Raw genomic sequence first — 14,157 nt, 5'->3', positions numbered from 1 at the left:
CCTCCTCAGACGGGTAAAATGCCCTGTGCGTTTAGTAGTGCATGAACTTTCTCTTTCGCTTCTTCTGAAATATCCAGAATCGGCGGTAAGCAATACGTCTCTACAGGCAGGCCCACACATTGCATGCCGTACTTAATCAGCGACACAAAAGGTGTTTCCAGGGCATAAATTGACGGCAGTTGTAACAGTTTTTTATTCAGAGTGGCAGCCGTGGCAAGATCTCCTTTTTTCCAGGCCTGATAGATACCAACGGAGAGTTCTGGCGCAAAATTCGCGCTGGCGGATATGGCACCATCCCCCCCGAGTAGTAAATTATTCAGTAAATGGTCATCATAACCACAGAAGACTGAAAATGACGGGCGTACTGACTTCAGGGTATTGATCATGGTGCGCAGGTGGCTGACGCTGTCGATAGTGTCTTTAATACCCACAATATTTTCATTTTGCAGGACAAGGCGTTTTACTGTTTCCGGGGATAAATCCTGCCCTGTCAGGTCCGGGAAGTTATACAGGATCACGGGCAGTGAGGTACTGCGTGCGATTTGCTGGTAATAGTCGTCAAGATTGCGAGATGCGACTTTCCAGTAGTAAGGATTGATTGCCACCACTCCATCAGCACCACAGCTTTCCGCATGTTTGGTGAGTTTGACTGCCTCATCAGTCGAGGGGGAACCCACACCGATTAATACTGGCACCCGTCCATCAGCCGCAGCAACCGCCTCTTCGGCAAATTCCATTCGCCTGGCCGTGCTCATTTGGCTAAACTCCCCCCCTGTGCCCAGGTAAAATAGCCCATCGACACCTTTATTGATCAGGAAATCGGCCACTGCACGCATTGCTTTTTTATCAAGGGTTCCATCACGATGAAACGTGCTGGATACCGGTGGAATAATGCCACTAAATTTTTTCACTGTTTCAGTTTCCTTTTCGTAAGTATTCATTTTCGTTTCTGTATCCCAACCCACTGGATATTTGCCACGCACATTTCTTGAGTAATTCTAAATAGCCATCAATCTTATTGGCGGAGTAAACAATAGGATCACCCGACAGGGAAATGGCATAGTTAACCCGGTTGTACATATTAAAAATCGGCATGCTTAAACAAACAGCGCCATAGGTTGATTCTTCGTTGTCGATGGCCCATCCCCTTAGCCGTGTTTTTTGTAATTCGTCCAGAAATAATTTTTTATCGGTAAATGTATTTGTGGTATGCGACGTCAGCGTAAGCACGTCCAGAAAATAGTCCAGCTCTTCCCGGCTTTTCCATGCCAATAATGCTTTACCTAATGCAGTAATATGCAATTCGAGTTTTTTGCCGATCCAGCTTTTATTTGTCGGTACTGAACTGGGGCTCTCTATTTTATCAAGGTAGATGGCTGAGTGGCTTTCCATCGCGCCCAGGTGGCAAACCAGGCCACTTTTCAGTGACAGTTCCTGCATCGGTCGTTTAGTCATCTCAAATATGTTCTGGCGGTGTAACGCCTGGCAACCCAGCTCATAATTTTTTATTCCCAGTAGATAGTGGCCATTTTTGTTTTTAATTAAAAAACCGCACTCCACCATGACATTCAATAAATTAAGCAGGCTACTTTTAGGATATTCAAACTCCTTCAGTAATTCCATATAACTCGCCACTCCCACCCACGCTATATGGGTTAATATTTTTTCAGCACGAATTAATGAATTACAACCTTTGCGAACCATAATAGCCACCTTGTGTTAACGAAAAATAGAATATCGGCATTACACCGTGGGAAATATACTTTGTTCAACATGCTGAACCGCAATTCAACTATTAAATGTGACCCGGCACACAATTTTAATTAAGATGCTCTTATTATTTCTAACCGGGCCTGGATAAATATATTGATAATCGATGACATGGCCTGACTAATAAATAACAGACAACACCGGATCAGGTTCAGAAGTCACCGCCATCGTTAACGAGTCGATACCTTCAAAACGGTTGAATAACCGTTATCCTGCCAGGGCATTTGTACCGGAACCCGGTGTCTGAATCTGGCACAGTGGTAAAATTTACGGGTATAATCCCCCCATTGTTCAATATGTTTGGAAGTCGAGATGACAAAGCTCACGTTGCAGGAGCAGATGCTCAAAGCGGGATTAGTAACCAGTAAGAAAGTGGCCAAGGTTCAGAGAACAGCCAAAAAATCACGCGTTCAGGCACGCGAAGCCAGGGAAGCCGTGGAAGAGAATAAAAAAGCCCAGATGGAACGGGACAAGCAGCTCAGTGAGCAGCAAAAGCAAGAAGTTTTAGCGAAAGAGTACAAAGCCCAGGTTAAGCAGCTTATTGAAATGAATAAAATTATTGTTGCTAAAGGTAATATTGATTTTAACTTTACCGACCATAATCTGATCAAAAAAGTCGCGGTTGATAAGCTCACCCAGTCCCAGTTAATTAGCGGCCGTCTTGCCATTGCTCGCCTGAGCGTGGAAGGGAGTGTTGACAGCCAATACGCCATTATTCCGGCGAGTGTCGCGGATAAAATTGCACAACGCGACGCCAGTAGTATTGTATTAAACAGCACCTTGAGCCAGGACGCACAGGATGAGGATGATCCTTATGCTGACTTTAAGGTACCGGATGATTTGATGTGGTAGCACCCATGCGGGTATGGAATACCGGTATTCACGCCCCGCTGCGATGATTAAAGCACGACGTATCGCTCTGTGGCATCAGAGTGCCACGCACCACAGGATTAAAATGGGCTTTCCTGTACCCAGGACATCTTTTCTTGTTTTATTGGATGCATAAAATGCAGCTCGCTGGCATGCAGCATAAGCCGGGGAGTTCCTTGTGTGCCTGGCAACAGGCACCCACCGTACAGATCACACCCCAGAATGGGATGGCCTAGCCACTGGCAGTGGATACGCAGTTGATGGGTTCGCCCAGTTTCAGGGGTGAGTTTTACTCGTGTTACTGGCACTGCCATTCCGCTGTCAGACGTATAACTCAAACGCTCAATTACCTGATAATGGGAGCGTGCCACCTTGCCTGTTAACGCACAAATGGACATTAACGGAAACAACGCCGGGTCTTTAGCTATCGGGGCATCGATGATGCCTTCATTCTTGTCCAGGTCGCCGCACAACAGTGCGGTATAGACTTTTGTCACCGAACGCTGGCTGAACTGGTGGCAAAGTGCGGCATTGATCCCTTTATTACGCGCCACCACCATAAGTCCGGAAGTACCAAAATCGAGGCGATGCACTAATGTACAGCCGGGAAAGCGTTGTACTAGCCGGTGATGAACAGAGTCAAGATTTTGCGGATTTTTCCCCGACAGGCTGAGTAGCCCCGACGGCTTATTGATGACGATAAGGTCATCATCCTGATAGAGCACGGTGATTTGTGCATGACACTGGGTGGCAATAAACGTGTCGATAATCGTGGACATGAAATAACCTGGCTAAAGAATGACAGCGGATGATAACGAATTTCCTGTTACCTGGCGAATCTGGCCATCTCTCGTGACGGGCTGAAGATAAAAAGGGATCAAACTCACGCCCATTTTACAGTACACTCCCCCGGAAGCCGCCTTCAGGGCGATAAAATCGTTTATTCACGGTTTCTGTTTAAGACACGCCATGCCGTGTGCTTATGGGACAGTAATCCCGACAGTAAATAATCAACGCCAATCCCGGAGGGTAATATATGCGTAATGAAATCCCGCTTAAGTACTATGATATCGTCGAAGAGTATTCAGCGGAATCCCCCAAGCCGGTTGAAGATTCAGAGCAGGATGCCCTGGCTCATTATTTCCAGCTGCTGGTCACACGCTTGATGAATAATGAAGAAATCAGTGAGGAAGCCCAGCAACAGATGGCCAATGAGGCAGGGATCGACACGCGGCATATTGATGCCGTAGCAGAATTTTTGAATCAATGGGGCAATGAGTAATCATCCCCCAGCTACCCTGTTCTGACGGGCCGCGGGATAACTGAGGCCCCATCGGGAAGATGGCCTGGCCCTTGGGTCATGATGTGCTGATCCCGGAGCCTGTTGAGCCGGTGTGGTTCCGGGCAACATGAAGCAGGGGAAAACATTCATCTTCCCCTGCCCCCGTTCACTGATGCGTTTTTAATACCTGCCGTTTATCTTACTGGTGTCAGTAGTGCCTCGCCAGCATAGAAGGCGGCGATATTATCCATAACCAGTTTCGCCATGGCCGCGCGTGTCGCCCGGGTAGCGCTGCCGATATGTGGTGTCACCACCACATTATCGCGGTTCAGCAATGCCGCCGGAACATGAGGTTCGTTGGCAAAAACATCCAGCCCCGCGCCACCAAGTGTTCCCTGACTGATTGCCTCCACGAGCGCCTCTTCATCAACCACGCTGCCCCTGGCAATATTAATCAAAATGCCCTCCGGCCCCAGCGCGGTGAGGACATCCCGGTTGATCAGTTTTAAGGTTTCAGCCCCCGCACTGGCACACACCATCAAAATATCACTGTTTTTAGCCAGTTCCTGGAGGCTGGGATAGTATGTTATTTCACTATTTTCGACCGGGTTGCGGTCAAAACAGGAAATTTTCATTGAGAAACCCTGTGCTCTTTTCGCGACAGCCCGCCCAATGCGCCCGAATCCAACAATGCCCAGACGCCCGCCACTGACCTTGGTTGACTGGGGATAAACACCGGAAAGCCAGTCACCACGTTCAATAAACTTTTGTGCACCATTAATACGTCTTGAGACATTCAGCATCAGCGCAATTCCAAGGTCGGCAACGTCATCGGTTAAAATATCCGGCGTGTTGGTCACCTCGACGCCTCTTGCCTTGGCGGCGCGAATATCCACACCGTCATACCCGACACCAAATACTGCGATCAATTTTAATTCTGGTAGTTGGTTAATTAGCGCGGCTTCAACTTTTGACTCTCCACTGGCTAATATCACCTGAACGTCTTCGATAATAGCCTGTAATTGCTCCGCAGATAATTGACTGTATTCATATAAGGTATGAGTCTGCGCTAATGCGTCAGCTAATACTTGAGGTACTTTATCAACTCTTAATATAACAGACATTTCAGTATCCTGTATTATTCATGAACATCCACCAATTTTGCCTGGCGTATTATTTCTGTGAAGCGTACTGTTTATTACCTTGAGGTAATTTATTGAAGTTAATGCACAGCGTTCCAACAGTATAGAAGCCTGCACAGATAGCAAAATAGACAATGACGCTTTCAAAGCTCCCCGTGGCTTGTAGAATGATCCCCACCAGAATAGGAACCAGAATCCCGGCGCAACTGTTAGCCATGTTCATCAGCCCGCCAACTAAACCAACACGATCTCTTGGTGCAAGGATTGCCGGGAAACTCCAGTAAAGGCTGCCAAACATCATGAAGAATGCCGCAACAGAAAGCAGGCCTACTGCCAAGTCCGGGTCAGTCACCGTGGCCAGGGCATACAGTATGCTCAAACCAACAATGCCCGAGACAGAAAGCATGCTCTTCAGGGCAATATTGTAGCTGACGCCTCTTTTCACCAGGAAGTCCACAAAGAAACCACTGAACAGGCAACCCAGGGTGCCCATAATGAAGATGATAAACGTTGAGTTGCCGATGGCTGCCAGCTGCAGACCCTGAGCCTGGGCCAGGTAGCTCGGCCCCCATGTCAGTAGTCCCCAGTAAACCATACCCCAGGAGGCCCGGCCAACCATAATGGCTATCATGGTAAACCAGCTTATCCCCAGACCTTTGGTCGGCACACTGTTGTCCACACCGGAAGCAGTATTAATGTTACCAGCATTAATATACGCCACCTCCTGCTCGCTCACTTTAGGGTGTTGATTTGGATGGTCACGCAGGATGCGCCACGCCACAAATCCAAGCAACATGGTGAAGATCCCTACCAGCACGAAGGTGATGCGCCATGAATCCAGCAACACGATTAGGTGGGCAACAATGATACCGCCAATAGCCACACCCAGCGGGCTACCGGAATCCATGATAACGGCGCCACGTCCCCTTTCTGACTTAGTCAGCCACGTTGAACTCAGCTTTGCCCCACTGGGGGAAACTGGCGCCTCTGCCGCCCCCAGACCAATGCGATAAAGGATCAGACTAATCCCGCCGGTCGCCAGGCCGATGATAGCCTGGAAGAACCCCCAGCCAAACAGCGCCCCGGTTATCACTTTACGCGGGCCATAACGGTCAAGCAGCCAGCCTCCAGGTACCTGTAACAGTGCGTAGGACCAGAAGAAACTGCTCAGAATTAAGCCTTGAGTGGTCGGTGAAAGATCAAATTCTTCTTTGATATACGGCATTCCAATGGACAGGGTAATACGGTCCATTAAGTTAACGGCTAATAAGAAGAACATGGTGGCAAAGATAACCCAACGGAAGTTGGTGGATTTCTTGGTATTGGGTAATGGTGTGAGCGTAGAGTCAGACATAATTAACCTTCGATTTTAAAAGTCGTTAAAGAAATAAAACGAAATTAATCTATGAACATGGAGTACCCAGTGAACATTAGTTACTATTTTTAATTAAAATGAACAAAAGAAATACTTGTGAACTTATGTTATATTTATGAAATCATATACACTAAAAATCGTATGCGAGCTTAATCACAGAACCTGGAAATATGCTTATAATTATTTTCACATTTCTCAGAAGATAATTTTCATGAGGATTTATTCATTTTTATATATAAAAATGAATTGTTATTTTAAAAATAAATTGCACTCGCGACTAATATATTCAGAAGTAAGCCCAGCCGCGAGACAATTTTATTTATTCATTTTACAAGGCATAACCCAGCCATTTTTCCAGCATTAATCTGGACTGAATTAACACATCAAGACTATATGCTGGATCAATCGGTGATGCCCCACGCACAGGGTAGCTATCACGCTGACGATGCATGCGTAAAGGAATTTCCAGGCTGCAGGGGATCGCACGGGTTTCCAGCGCGTTAAGCATGGGAACATAATTTAACTGCCCGTAGCCCATTGGAGTGAAGTGAACTTCCCCATCAATAACCTGCAGGTCCTTCAGATGGCAGTGCTGTGCTCCTGGTAACATGGCGATCGCCTGTTCTATCGGATTAACATCCGGACAGAGCGATACAATATTCCCCGCATCAACATTGAATGCCACGGCAGGACTGTCGATAGCCTCCAGTAACCCAAAGCCATCATCAGCCAGACGGAACACGTCGTAATTCGGGTCCCCCCCGTTTTCCAGACAGATAACACAACCATGTTCTTCAGCAACAGGGGCCAGAGCCCGGAGATTTTCGATAATACGCGCCCGATCGGCATGCCTGCCGACACAGATGTTAATCCATTTTGCGCCAATCATACTGGCGAACTCGATACGCTTACCGAACTGTTCAACGGCGTCCACAGCGCCCATATTCATGGTGGCACCCAGGGAATGCGTACTCAGTTGGTACTTTTCCAGCAGTTCACGAATATGCTGCGCATTTTCCGCGCCGAAGAGCTCTGGGGGCATATCCCCAACATAGCCCTGGTTGTAAGCGAGCTCAACGTAATGAAACCCGGCTTTTTTTATAGTACTAAAGGCAATATCCGTATCAAGCCCGTCGAACATTGCGGTATTTACGCCAATCACAAGTCTATTCATACTGATTCCTTCCCCTCTATAACAGCGTTACCAACAGGAGTCCTGGCAAGCAGCGGGAATATATTCCCGCCAGGTTTTATCAGCCACTTCTGAGAGCTCAGAGCAGATTTTATTCCAGTAGCGCTTTTGCTTTAGCGACAATATTGTCAACCGTGAAGCCAAACATCTCGAATAGCTGCTCTGCGGGAGCCGACTCACCAAAGCGAGTCATGCCAACAATCGCCCCATTCAGGCCCACATATTTAAACCAATAATCTGCAATACTGGCTTCGATGGCCACACGGGCAGAGACCGCTTTTGGTAGCACGGATTCACGATAAGCAGGATCTTGCTTGTCATAGACATCTGTGGAAGGCATCGAAACCACACGCACTTTCACCCCGTCCCGGGATAATTGTTCCCGGGCGGATACCGCAAGCGCAACTTCCGAACCTGTGGCAATAAAAATCAGCTCTGGCTGACCGTCACAATCTTTCAGCACATATCCCCCCCTGGCCACATTGGCCAGCTGTTCCTCGGTACGTGCTTGTTGTGCCAGATTCTGTCGAGACAGGATCAGTGCCGTTGGGCCATCCTGCCGTTCAACAGCAGATTTCCAGGCTATCACGGATTCCACCTGGTCACAGGGACGCCATGTGGAGACATTCGGCGTCAGGCGCAGTGAGGCTAACTGTTCAACCGGCTGGTGTGTCGGGCCATCTTCCCCTAAACCAATGGAGTCGTGGGTGTAAACCATCACCTGACGTTGCTTCATTAGCGCCGCCATGCGTACCGCATTACAGGCATATTCAACAAACATCAGGAAAGTGGAGGTATAAGGCAGGAATCCTCCATGCAAGGCGATGCCATTGGCAATCGCGGTCATCCCGAACTCACGCACGCCGTAATGGATATAGTTACCTGCGGCATCATCATTAATCGGTTTAGAACCAGACCAGAGAGTGAGGTTCGATGGGGCTAAGTCAGCAGATCCCCCGAGAAACTCAGGTAACAACGGGCCAAAAGCTTCAATCGTATTTTGAGAAGCCTTACGACTGGCAATTGTCGCTGGATTGGCTTGTAGCGTCTTAATAAGTGCCGCAATTTTTACGCTAAAATCTGCCGGCATATCCCCGTGGGTGCGACGAACAAACTCAGCAGCTTCCCGGGGAAAGGCCTGAGAATAGGCAGCAAACTGCGCATCCCAGGTGGATTCGCTGATCGCGCCGGCCGCCCTGGCATCCCACTTTTCATAGATTTCAGTGGGGATGTCAAACGCCGGATAAGGCCAGTCCAGGCGCTCACGGGTTAACACAATTTCAGCATCACCCAGGGGAGCTCCGTGAGACTCGTGAGTACCCTGTTTGTTGGGCGAGCCAAAGCCAATAATGGTTTTACACATCAGCAAAGAAGGCTTGTCTGTCACTTGCCGGGCTTGTTCTACCGCACGCTTAATGGCATCGGCATCATGGCCATCAATGTCCCGCACCACATGCCAGTTATAGGCTTCAAACCGTTTGGCTGTGTCGTCAGTGAACCAGCCTTCAACCTGGCCGTCAATGGAGATCCCATTGTCGTCATAAAAGGCCACCAGTTTACCCAGTTTCAGGGTTCCTGCCAGGGAGCACACTTCGTGAGAAATGCCTTCCATCATGCAGCCATCACCCAAAAAGACGTAGGTGAAGTGGTCAACAATATTGTGTCCCGGGCGGTTAAACTGGGCTGCCAGCGTTTTTTCGGCTATCGCCATACCCACCGCATTGGCCACCCCCTGCCCCAGCGGGCCCGTGGTGGTTTCAACACCCGCGGTGTAACCCAGTTCCGGGTGACCCGGCGTTTTTGAATGCAGTTGACGGAAGTTTTTCAGCTCTTCAACAGGCAAATCATAACCTGTGAGGTGCAGCAGGCTGTAAATCAGCATTGAACCGTGACCATTAGAGAGTATGAAGCGGTCCCGGTTGACCCATGAGGGATTAGCAGGATTATGTTTCAAGAAATCACGCCACAAGACTTCGGCAATATCCGCCATTCCCATGGGGGCGCCAGGATGACCTGATTTCGCTTTCTGAACCGCATCCATACTCAGGGCGCGAATCGCATTAGCCAGCATCTTACGCGATAACATGGTTTACCCCCTGTGTTGCCAACCGTTCACTGAGCATCAGTTCGAGTTTTTGCTGGTCCCGGGCAAACAAACGAATGCCTTCAGCCAGCTTATCTACCGCCATCGGGTCCTGATTGTGCAGCCAGTAAAACTCGGACTCGGTTAATGGGGTGGGTGCTATCTCCGCATGCTGAGAAGGCACTAATGCCCGGGTAAGGTCCCCGCTCATTTGGCTGAGTTCTTCCAGTAATCCCGGGGCTATCGTCAGACGATCGCAGCCCGCAAGGGCAATCACCTGGGCCGTTTTACGGAAGCTGGCCCCCATAATCACCGTCGGGTAGCGATGCTTCTTGTAATAATCGTAAATATTACGCACCGAAATAACCCCGGGGTCATTCTCGGGCGTATCATCAGCCAGCTGATTATGCTCCCGATACCAGTCGTAAATACGCCCGACGAAAGGCGAAATCAGCCATACTCCAGCCTCGGCACAGGCTCGTGCCTGGGCAAATGAAAAAAGTAGCGTCAAATTACAGTGAATACCTTCACGCTCAAGCTCTTCCGCTGCTTTAATTCCCTGCCAGGTGGATGCCAGCTTAATCAGTACTCTGGAGCGTTCAATCCCTGCTTGTTCGTAAAGACGGATCAGCTTTCGCGCTTTCGCCACACACAGACCGCGATCATAAGAAAGGCGGGCATCAACTTCTGTGGACACTTTACCCGGAACCTGTTTAAGAAGCTCAACCCCAATATTCACGGCCAGTTTGTCGCTGGCATTCATCAGTACCGTGTGTTCCGCTCCCCCCTGCTCGCGGGCCCAGGCGATGGCGTCTTCAATAAGAGGACGGTACAGTGGTTGAGCCGTCGCTTTCAGTATTAGTGAAGGATTCGTCGTTGCATCTTCAGGGTGGTATTCACGGATGGCCGTAATATCGCCGCTGTCCGCCACTACGGTAGTCACTTTCTTGAGTTGTTCCAAAATGCTCATCGTGCTAGTTCCTCTATTCCTCAGTATCGGGGGTCGCAGTGGAGTGAGCTAACTGGTCATAGTAATCAATACGCGCCACTTTAGGCCCTGAACGCCCGGCTTCAAATTCAGAAGCCAGCCAAATATCCACCAACATGAGCGCCAGCTCACTTCCGACCACTCGTGCTCCAAGGGTCATAATCTGGGCATTATTACTTTTACGCGCACGTTCGGCGGAGTACGCATCATGGCACTGAGCCGCGCGGACGCCAGGCACTTTGTTGGCAACAATCGCCATCCCTATGCCCGTGCCACAAAACAGCAGCCCACGTTCAAAAGTGCCTTCGCGAATGGCCGAAGCCAGGTTAAAAGCAATATCAGGATAGATCTGATCATTACCAGCCACGTCGTGGCTAAAATCGACCACCTCAATACCCTGCTGCTGCAGATGTTCTTTCACCTGATTCTTGAGCCCGGTCGCAGCATCATCAGCCCCGATTGCAATTTTCAACATTTCTCTTACCTCATGGATGACAGCATCAATTTCAAACTTATGTTCAGAAGCCAATCTTGTGATGGATTCAGGCTGGATATCCTGGTTGCTTAACTGAACTAAAGTTCAATGGTTGTTCTAATGATATAATATTTACCAAGAAAATACTGACTAAAAAAGGGGCTGAATCACAAAAATAGGCTTTATATGGCAAATCATGATTCGGATCACATAACCACTCATCGAACATTTGATTAACGCATCTGTTCTGATAGCGTTCATTTGTGATGGTGGAAATGGCCAAAAGCTGGCGGCTGGAAACTCAATACAAATCATCTGGAGAAGATAAAATGAGCTGGATTTTTAATCGCCCGTCAGACTTTGCAAAAGAAATGGTGGCTGGCTTTGTCAGCGCCTATTCCTCTATGGTGCGTCAGGTGCCTGGCGGTGTGGTGCGTAACACTCAGAGTAAAGCTGGCAGCGTGGCTATTGTGGTCGGTGGTGGCTCCGGGCACTATCCGGCATTTGCCGGGCTGGTCGGTCAGGGCCTGGCACATGGAGCCGCCATGGGTAACCTTTTCGCCTCACCTTCTGCACAACAAATCTGCTCCGTCGCCAGGGCTGCTGACAACGGCGGCGGCGTGTTACTGATGTTCGGCAACTATGCCGGGGATGTACTTCATTTTGGTCTTGCCTGCGAGCGACTCCGCGCCGAAGGGATCCCTTGTGAAATTCTCCCCATCACCGATGATATCTCCAGTGCCCCCCTGGCCGAAAAAGAGAAGCGCCGTGGCGTGGCGGGTGATCTCGTGATGTTTAAAATCGCGGCAGCGGCGGCGGAACGCGGTGATTCGCTGGCGGATGTGCTGGCAATATCCCGTCGCGCCAATGAACAGACTCGTTCCTTGGGTCTGGCCTTTGGCGGGTGTACCTTTCCTGGGGCAGAACACCCCCTGTTCACCATCCCTGAAGGCAAGATGGGCTTTGGGATGGGGATTCACGGTGAGCCTGGCATCAGTGAGCTGAACCAGCTTTCCTCAAATGAACTGGCACAGCTGCTCACCCGTACATTGCTGGAAGAACGTCCGCAAGCGATAGCCCAGGCAGAAGGGGCTCGTGTAGGGGTGATAATCAACGGTCTTGGCACCGTGAAATATGAAGAATTATTTGTTCTTTGGCATGATGTCCAGCCATTACTACAGAATGCAGGGGTCCTGGTGGCGGACATTCAAGTTGGTGAGTTTGTCACCAGTCTGGATATGGCGGGGTTATCCATCACATTCGCCTGGTTTGATGATGAACTGGAAGCCTTGTGGCTGGCCCCCGCCACCACACCTGCTTTCAGCCGTGGCTCCGTACTCCCCCATATCCCCCTTGATCCACAGCAGCTGGAACAGAGCAGTGAAGTCAGTATTCAGCCGGGCAGCCCGGCGTCGCAAGACGTGGCGGTTAAGGTCATGCATATGGTTGATGTCCTGACACAAACGGTTATCGATAATGTGGAAGAGTTTGGTCGTATCGATGCAGTTGCCGGGGACGGTGACCACGGTATCGGTATGGAACGCGGGGCCGTTGCCGCCCGTCGGGCCGCGAAGGCAGCACTGGATAAAGGCGCTGGTGCGGGTACTCTGCTGCAGTTCGCAGCAGATGCCTGGGCAGATGATGCCGGGGGAACGTCTGGCGCTATCTGGGGCGTGATCCTCAATACGTTGGGTATCACCATTGGTAATAGTGAAAAACCGGATGCGCCGCAGGTTGCCAGGGCCATCTCCCAGGCCTGTTCAGGGGTGATGCATTTTGGCAAAGCTAAACTGGGTGATAAAACACTGGTTGATGTCCTGCTGCCGTTTAGTCAGGCGCTCAATGCCGCCACTGAAGAGGGGCTTTCTCTCGCGCAGGCGTGGAATAAAGCGGCTCGGGTGGCCAGTCAGAGCGCCAAAGACACGGCACAGTTATTACCTAAAATTGGCCGTGCCCGTCCATTAGCTGAACGTAGCCTGGGCACGCCTGATGCGGGTGCGGTCTCCCTGGCGATGATTATCGTGGCGATCGGGGCCTGCATGGACGAGAATACCGTCACTGACGCTATCCAGGAGAACGCATGACCCTGAACCCCATTATCGGTATTAGCCATAAGACGTATTTTGGTTATCACCAAACGCAGCAATGGTGTTTGCAAGTGGCGGATTTGCTCCGCCACTTGCCTGCGGAACAGGTGTCTCGCCTGCAGTTATTCACCTTCCCGGCAATGCCGGCACTCGACGTGACACTGCAAAGTTTTGCGGGAACATCAATGGCGACGGGTGCCCAGAATATTTGTGCAGCCCCCCCGGGGGCATGGACAGGGGAAAGCAGTGCTGCCATGGTGCAGGAAATGGGCTGCCGCTATGTGGAGCTCGGTCATGCCGAGCGGCGACGCTACTTTGGGGAAACCACGGAGATAATCAATCAGAAAATTGATATGGCATACGCGAGTCACCTCACGCCGGTTATTTGTATTGGTGAAGACCAAAAAATGGCCGCTGAAGAGGCTGTTCGTTACGCTATCGGACAGGTGCAGGCACTACTGGCGCACCGCGGAAACAAGGCACTGCCCGCGACCCTCTTCGCCTGGGAACCCCAGTGGGCTATTGGCGCCTCAGAGCCCGCAGGTGATGACTATATTCGTCAGGTTTGCCGGGAGCTGCGCCGTCATTTACAGCAACACTATGGCCCGCAGTTCCAGGTTATCTACGGCGGGAGTGCCGGGCCGGGTCTGCTAAGTCGTTTGTGGCCGGATGTTGACGGAATCTTCCTCGGTCGCTTTGCTCACCAGCCCGAAGCCTTTGCCTCGATTCTTGCTGAAGCACAAAAAATAGTAGCCCCCCGTACTGATCAGGCGTGATACTTTACCCAGCCGCGACGGTCTCACCGCAGGCCGTCGCCCTGGGGTGACTTGAGGTAAGCGTGTTTCTGATATACATTTCAACAAATGTTCACCCACTAAACATTACTCTAACAC

13 protein-coding genes are annotated in these 14,157 nt (G+C 50.2%); 4 read left to right on the top strand and 9 right to left on the bottom strand.

Going from position 1 to position 14,157, the window contains the following annotated elements:
• Positions 1-5: 5 nt before the first annotated feature.
• Positions 6-911 (bottom strand): dihydrodipicolinate synthase family protein, encoded by a 906-nt coding sequence (locus JK154_RS02120; RefSeq protein WP_211990948.1) that lies wholly within the window; start codon positions 909-911, stop codon positions 6-8.
• Positions 912-915: 4 nt separating this feature from the next.
• A complete protein-coding gene (locus tag JK154_RS02115; protein WP_211990819.1) occupies positions 916-1,704 on the bottom strand; it encodes an IclR family transcriptional regulator in 789 nt (262 codons plus the stop codon).
• 378 nt (positions 1,705-2,082) lie between these two features.
• Here JK154_RS02115 and JK154_RS02110 point away from each other — a divergent pair, with 378 nt between their 5' ends.
• Complete coding sequence (locus JK154_RS02110) at positions 2,083-2,622, top strand: DUF2058 domain-containing protein (RefSeq protein WP_211990818.1); 540 nt, start codon at positions 2,083-2,085, stop codon at positions 2,620-2,622.
• Positions 2,623-2,720: 98 nt separating this feature from the next.
• Here JK154_RS02110 and JK154_RS02105 read toward each other — a convergent pair whose 3' ends face one another.
• Positions 2,721-3,419 carry an RluA family pseudouridine synthase gene (locus tag JK154_RS02105; RefSeq protein ID WP_211990817.1) on the bottom strand — a complete coding sequence of 233 codons (699 nt, stop codon included), beginning with the start codon at positions 3,417-3,419 and terminating at the stop codon, positions 2,721-2,723.
• A gap of 257 nt (positions 3,420-3,676) precedes the next feature.
• Between JK154_RS02105 and JK154_RS02100 the strand changes: the two genes are divergently transcribed.
• Positions 3,677-3,922, top strand: coding sequence for a DUF2543 family protein (locus tag JK154_RS02100; RefSeq protein ID WP_211990816.1), 246 nt, complete (start codon positions 3,677-3,679; stop codon positions 3,920-3,922).
• 194 nt (positions 3,923-4,116) lie between these two features.
• Here JK154_RS02100 and JK154_RS02095 read toward each other — a convergent pair whose 3' ends face one another.
• The 6 genes from JK154_RS02095 to JK154_RS02070 form a co-directional block, all read right to left on the bottom strand.
• The gene (locus tag JK154_RS02095; RefSeq protein WP_211990815.1) at positions 4,117-5,046 is read right to left on the bottom strand and encodes a 2-hydroxyacid dehydrogenase; all 930 of its coding nucleotides are present in this window, start codon (positions 5,044-5,046) and stop codon (positions 4,117-4,119) included.
• 49 nt (positions 5,047-5,095) lie between these two features.
• Positions 5,096-6,418: an MFS transporter gene (locus JK154_RS02090; RefSeq protein WP_211990814.1), complete on the bottom strand. Its 1,323-nt coding sequence runs from the start codon at positions 6,416-6,418 to the stop codon at positions 5,096-5,098.
• A 349-nt stretch (positions 6,419-6,767) separates the two neighbouring features.
• Positions 6,768-7,613 (bottom strand): sugar phosphate isomerase/epimerase family protein, encoded by an 846-nt coding sequence (locus tag JK154_RS02085; RefSeq protein WP_211990813.1) that lies wholly within the window; start codon positions 7,611-7,613, stop codon positions 6,768-6,770.
• 109 nt (positions 7,614-7,722) lie between these two features.
• Complete coding sequence (gene tkt, locus JK154_RS02080) at positions 7,723-9,717, bottom strand: transketolase (protein WP_211990812.1); 1,995 nt, start codon at positions 9,715-9,717, stop codon at positions 7,723-7,725.
• On the bottom strand, positions 9,704-10,684 hold the full coding sequence (gene tal / locus JK154_RS02075) for a transaldolase (RefSeq protein WP_211990811.1): 981 nt from the start codon (positions 10,682-10,684) through the stop codon (positions 9,704-9,706). The genes tkt and tal overlap by 14 nt, the downstream gene beginning before the upstream one ends.
• Positions 10,685-10,697: 13 nt before the next feature.
• A complete protein-coding gene (locus JK154_RS02070) occupies positions 10,698-11,177 on the bottom strand; it encodes an RpiB/LacA/LacB family sugar-phosphate isomerase (RefSeq protein WP_211990810.1) in 480 nt (159 codons plus the stop codon).
• Between the two features lie 329 nt (positions 11,178-11,506).
• Between JK154_RS02070 and JK154_RS02065 the strand changes: the two genes are divergently transcribed.
• Positions 11,507-13,261, top strand: a complete 1,755-nt coding sequence (locus tag JK154_RS02065) for a dihydroxyacetone kinase family protein (protein ID WP_211990809.1) — start codon at positions 11,507-11,509, stop codon at positions 13,259-13,261.
• On the top strand, positions 13,258-14,040 hold the full coding sequence (locus JK154_RS02060) for a triose-phosphate isomerase family protein (RefSeq protein WP_211990808.1): 783 nt from the start codon (positions 13,258-13,260) through the stop codon (positions 14,038-14,040). The genes JK154_RS02065 and JK154_RS02060 overlap by 4 nt, the downstream gene beginning before the upstream one ends.
• The last annotated feature ends 117 nt before the right edge of the window (positions 14,041-14,157 follow it).

Source organism: Citrobacter sp. JGM124, assembly GCF_018257795.1.
GTDB lineage: Bacteria > Pseudomonadota > Gammaproteobacteria > Enterobacterales > Enterobacteriaceae > JGM124.
This window is presented reverse-complemented; position numbering and strand designations above follow the sequence as displayed.

Excerpts from the sequence above, each read along its gene's own strand:
- JK154_RS02115 (WP_211990819.1), bottom strand. The coding sequence starts at position 1,704 with ATGGTTCGCAAAGGTTGTAATTCATTAATTCGTGCTGAAAAAATATTA.
- tal (WP_211990811.1), bottom strand. The coding sequence starts at position 10,684 with ATGAGCATTTTGGAACAACTCAAGAAAGTGACTACCGTAGTGGCGGAC.
- JK154_RS02070 (WP_211990810.1), bottom strand. The coding sequence starts at position 11,177 with ATGTTGAAAATTGCAATCGGGGCTGATGATGCTGCGACCGGGCTCAAG.
- tkt (WP_211990812.1), bottom strand. The coding sequence starts at position 9,717 with ATGTTATCGCGTAAGATGCTGGCTAATGCGATTCGCGCCCTGAGTATG.
- JK154_RS02110 (WP_211990818.1), top strand. The coding sequence starts at position 2,083 with ATGACAAAGCTCACGTTGCAGGAGCAGATGCTCAAAGCGGGATTAGTA.
- JK154_RS02100 (WP_211990816.1), top strand. The coding sequence starts at position 3,677 with ATGCGTAATGAAATCCCGCTTAAGTACTATGATATCGTCGAAGAGTAT.
- JK154_RS02090 (WP_211990814.1), bottom strand. The coding sequence starts at position 6,418 with ATGTCTGACTCTACGCTCACACCATTACCCAATACCAAGAAATCCACC.
- JK154_RS02060 (WP_211990808.1), top strand. The coding sequence starts at position 13,258 with ATGACCCTGAACCCCATTATCGGTATTAGCCATAAGACGTATTTTGGT.
- JK154_RS02085 (WP_211990813.1), bottom strand. The coding sequence starts at position 7,613 with ATGAATAGACTTGTGATTGGCGTAAATACCGCAATGTTCGACGGGCTT.
- JK154_RS02065 (WP_211990809.1), top strand. The coding sequence starts at position 11,507 with ATGAGCTGGATTTTTAATCGCCCGTCAGACTTTGCAAAAGAAATGGTG.
- JK154_RS02095 (WP_211990815.1), bottom strand. The coding sequence starts at position 5,046 with ATGTCTGTTATATTAAGAGTTGATAAAGTACCTCAAGTATTAGCTGAC.
- JK154_RS02105 (WP_211990817.1), bottom strand. The coding sequence starts at position 3,419 with ATGTCCACGATTATCGACACGTTTATTGCCACCCAGTGTCATGCACAA.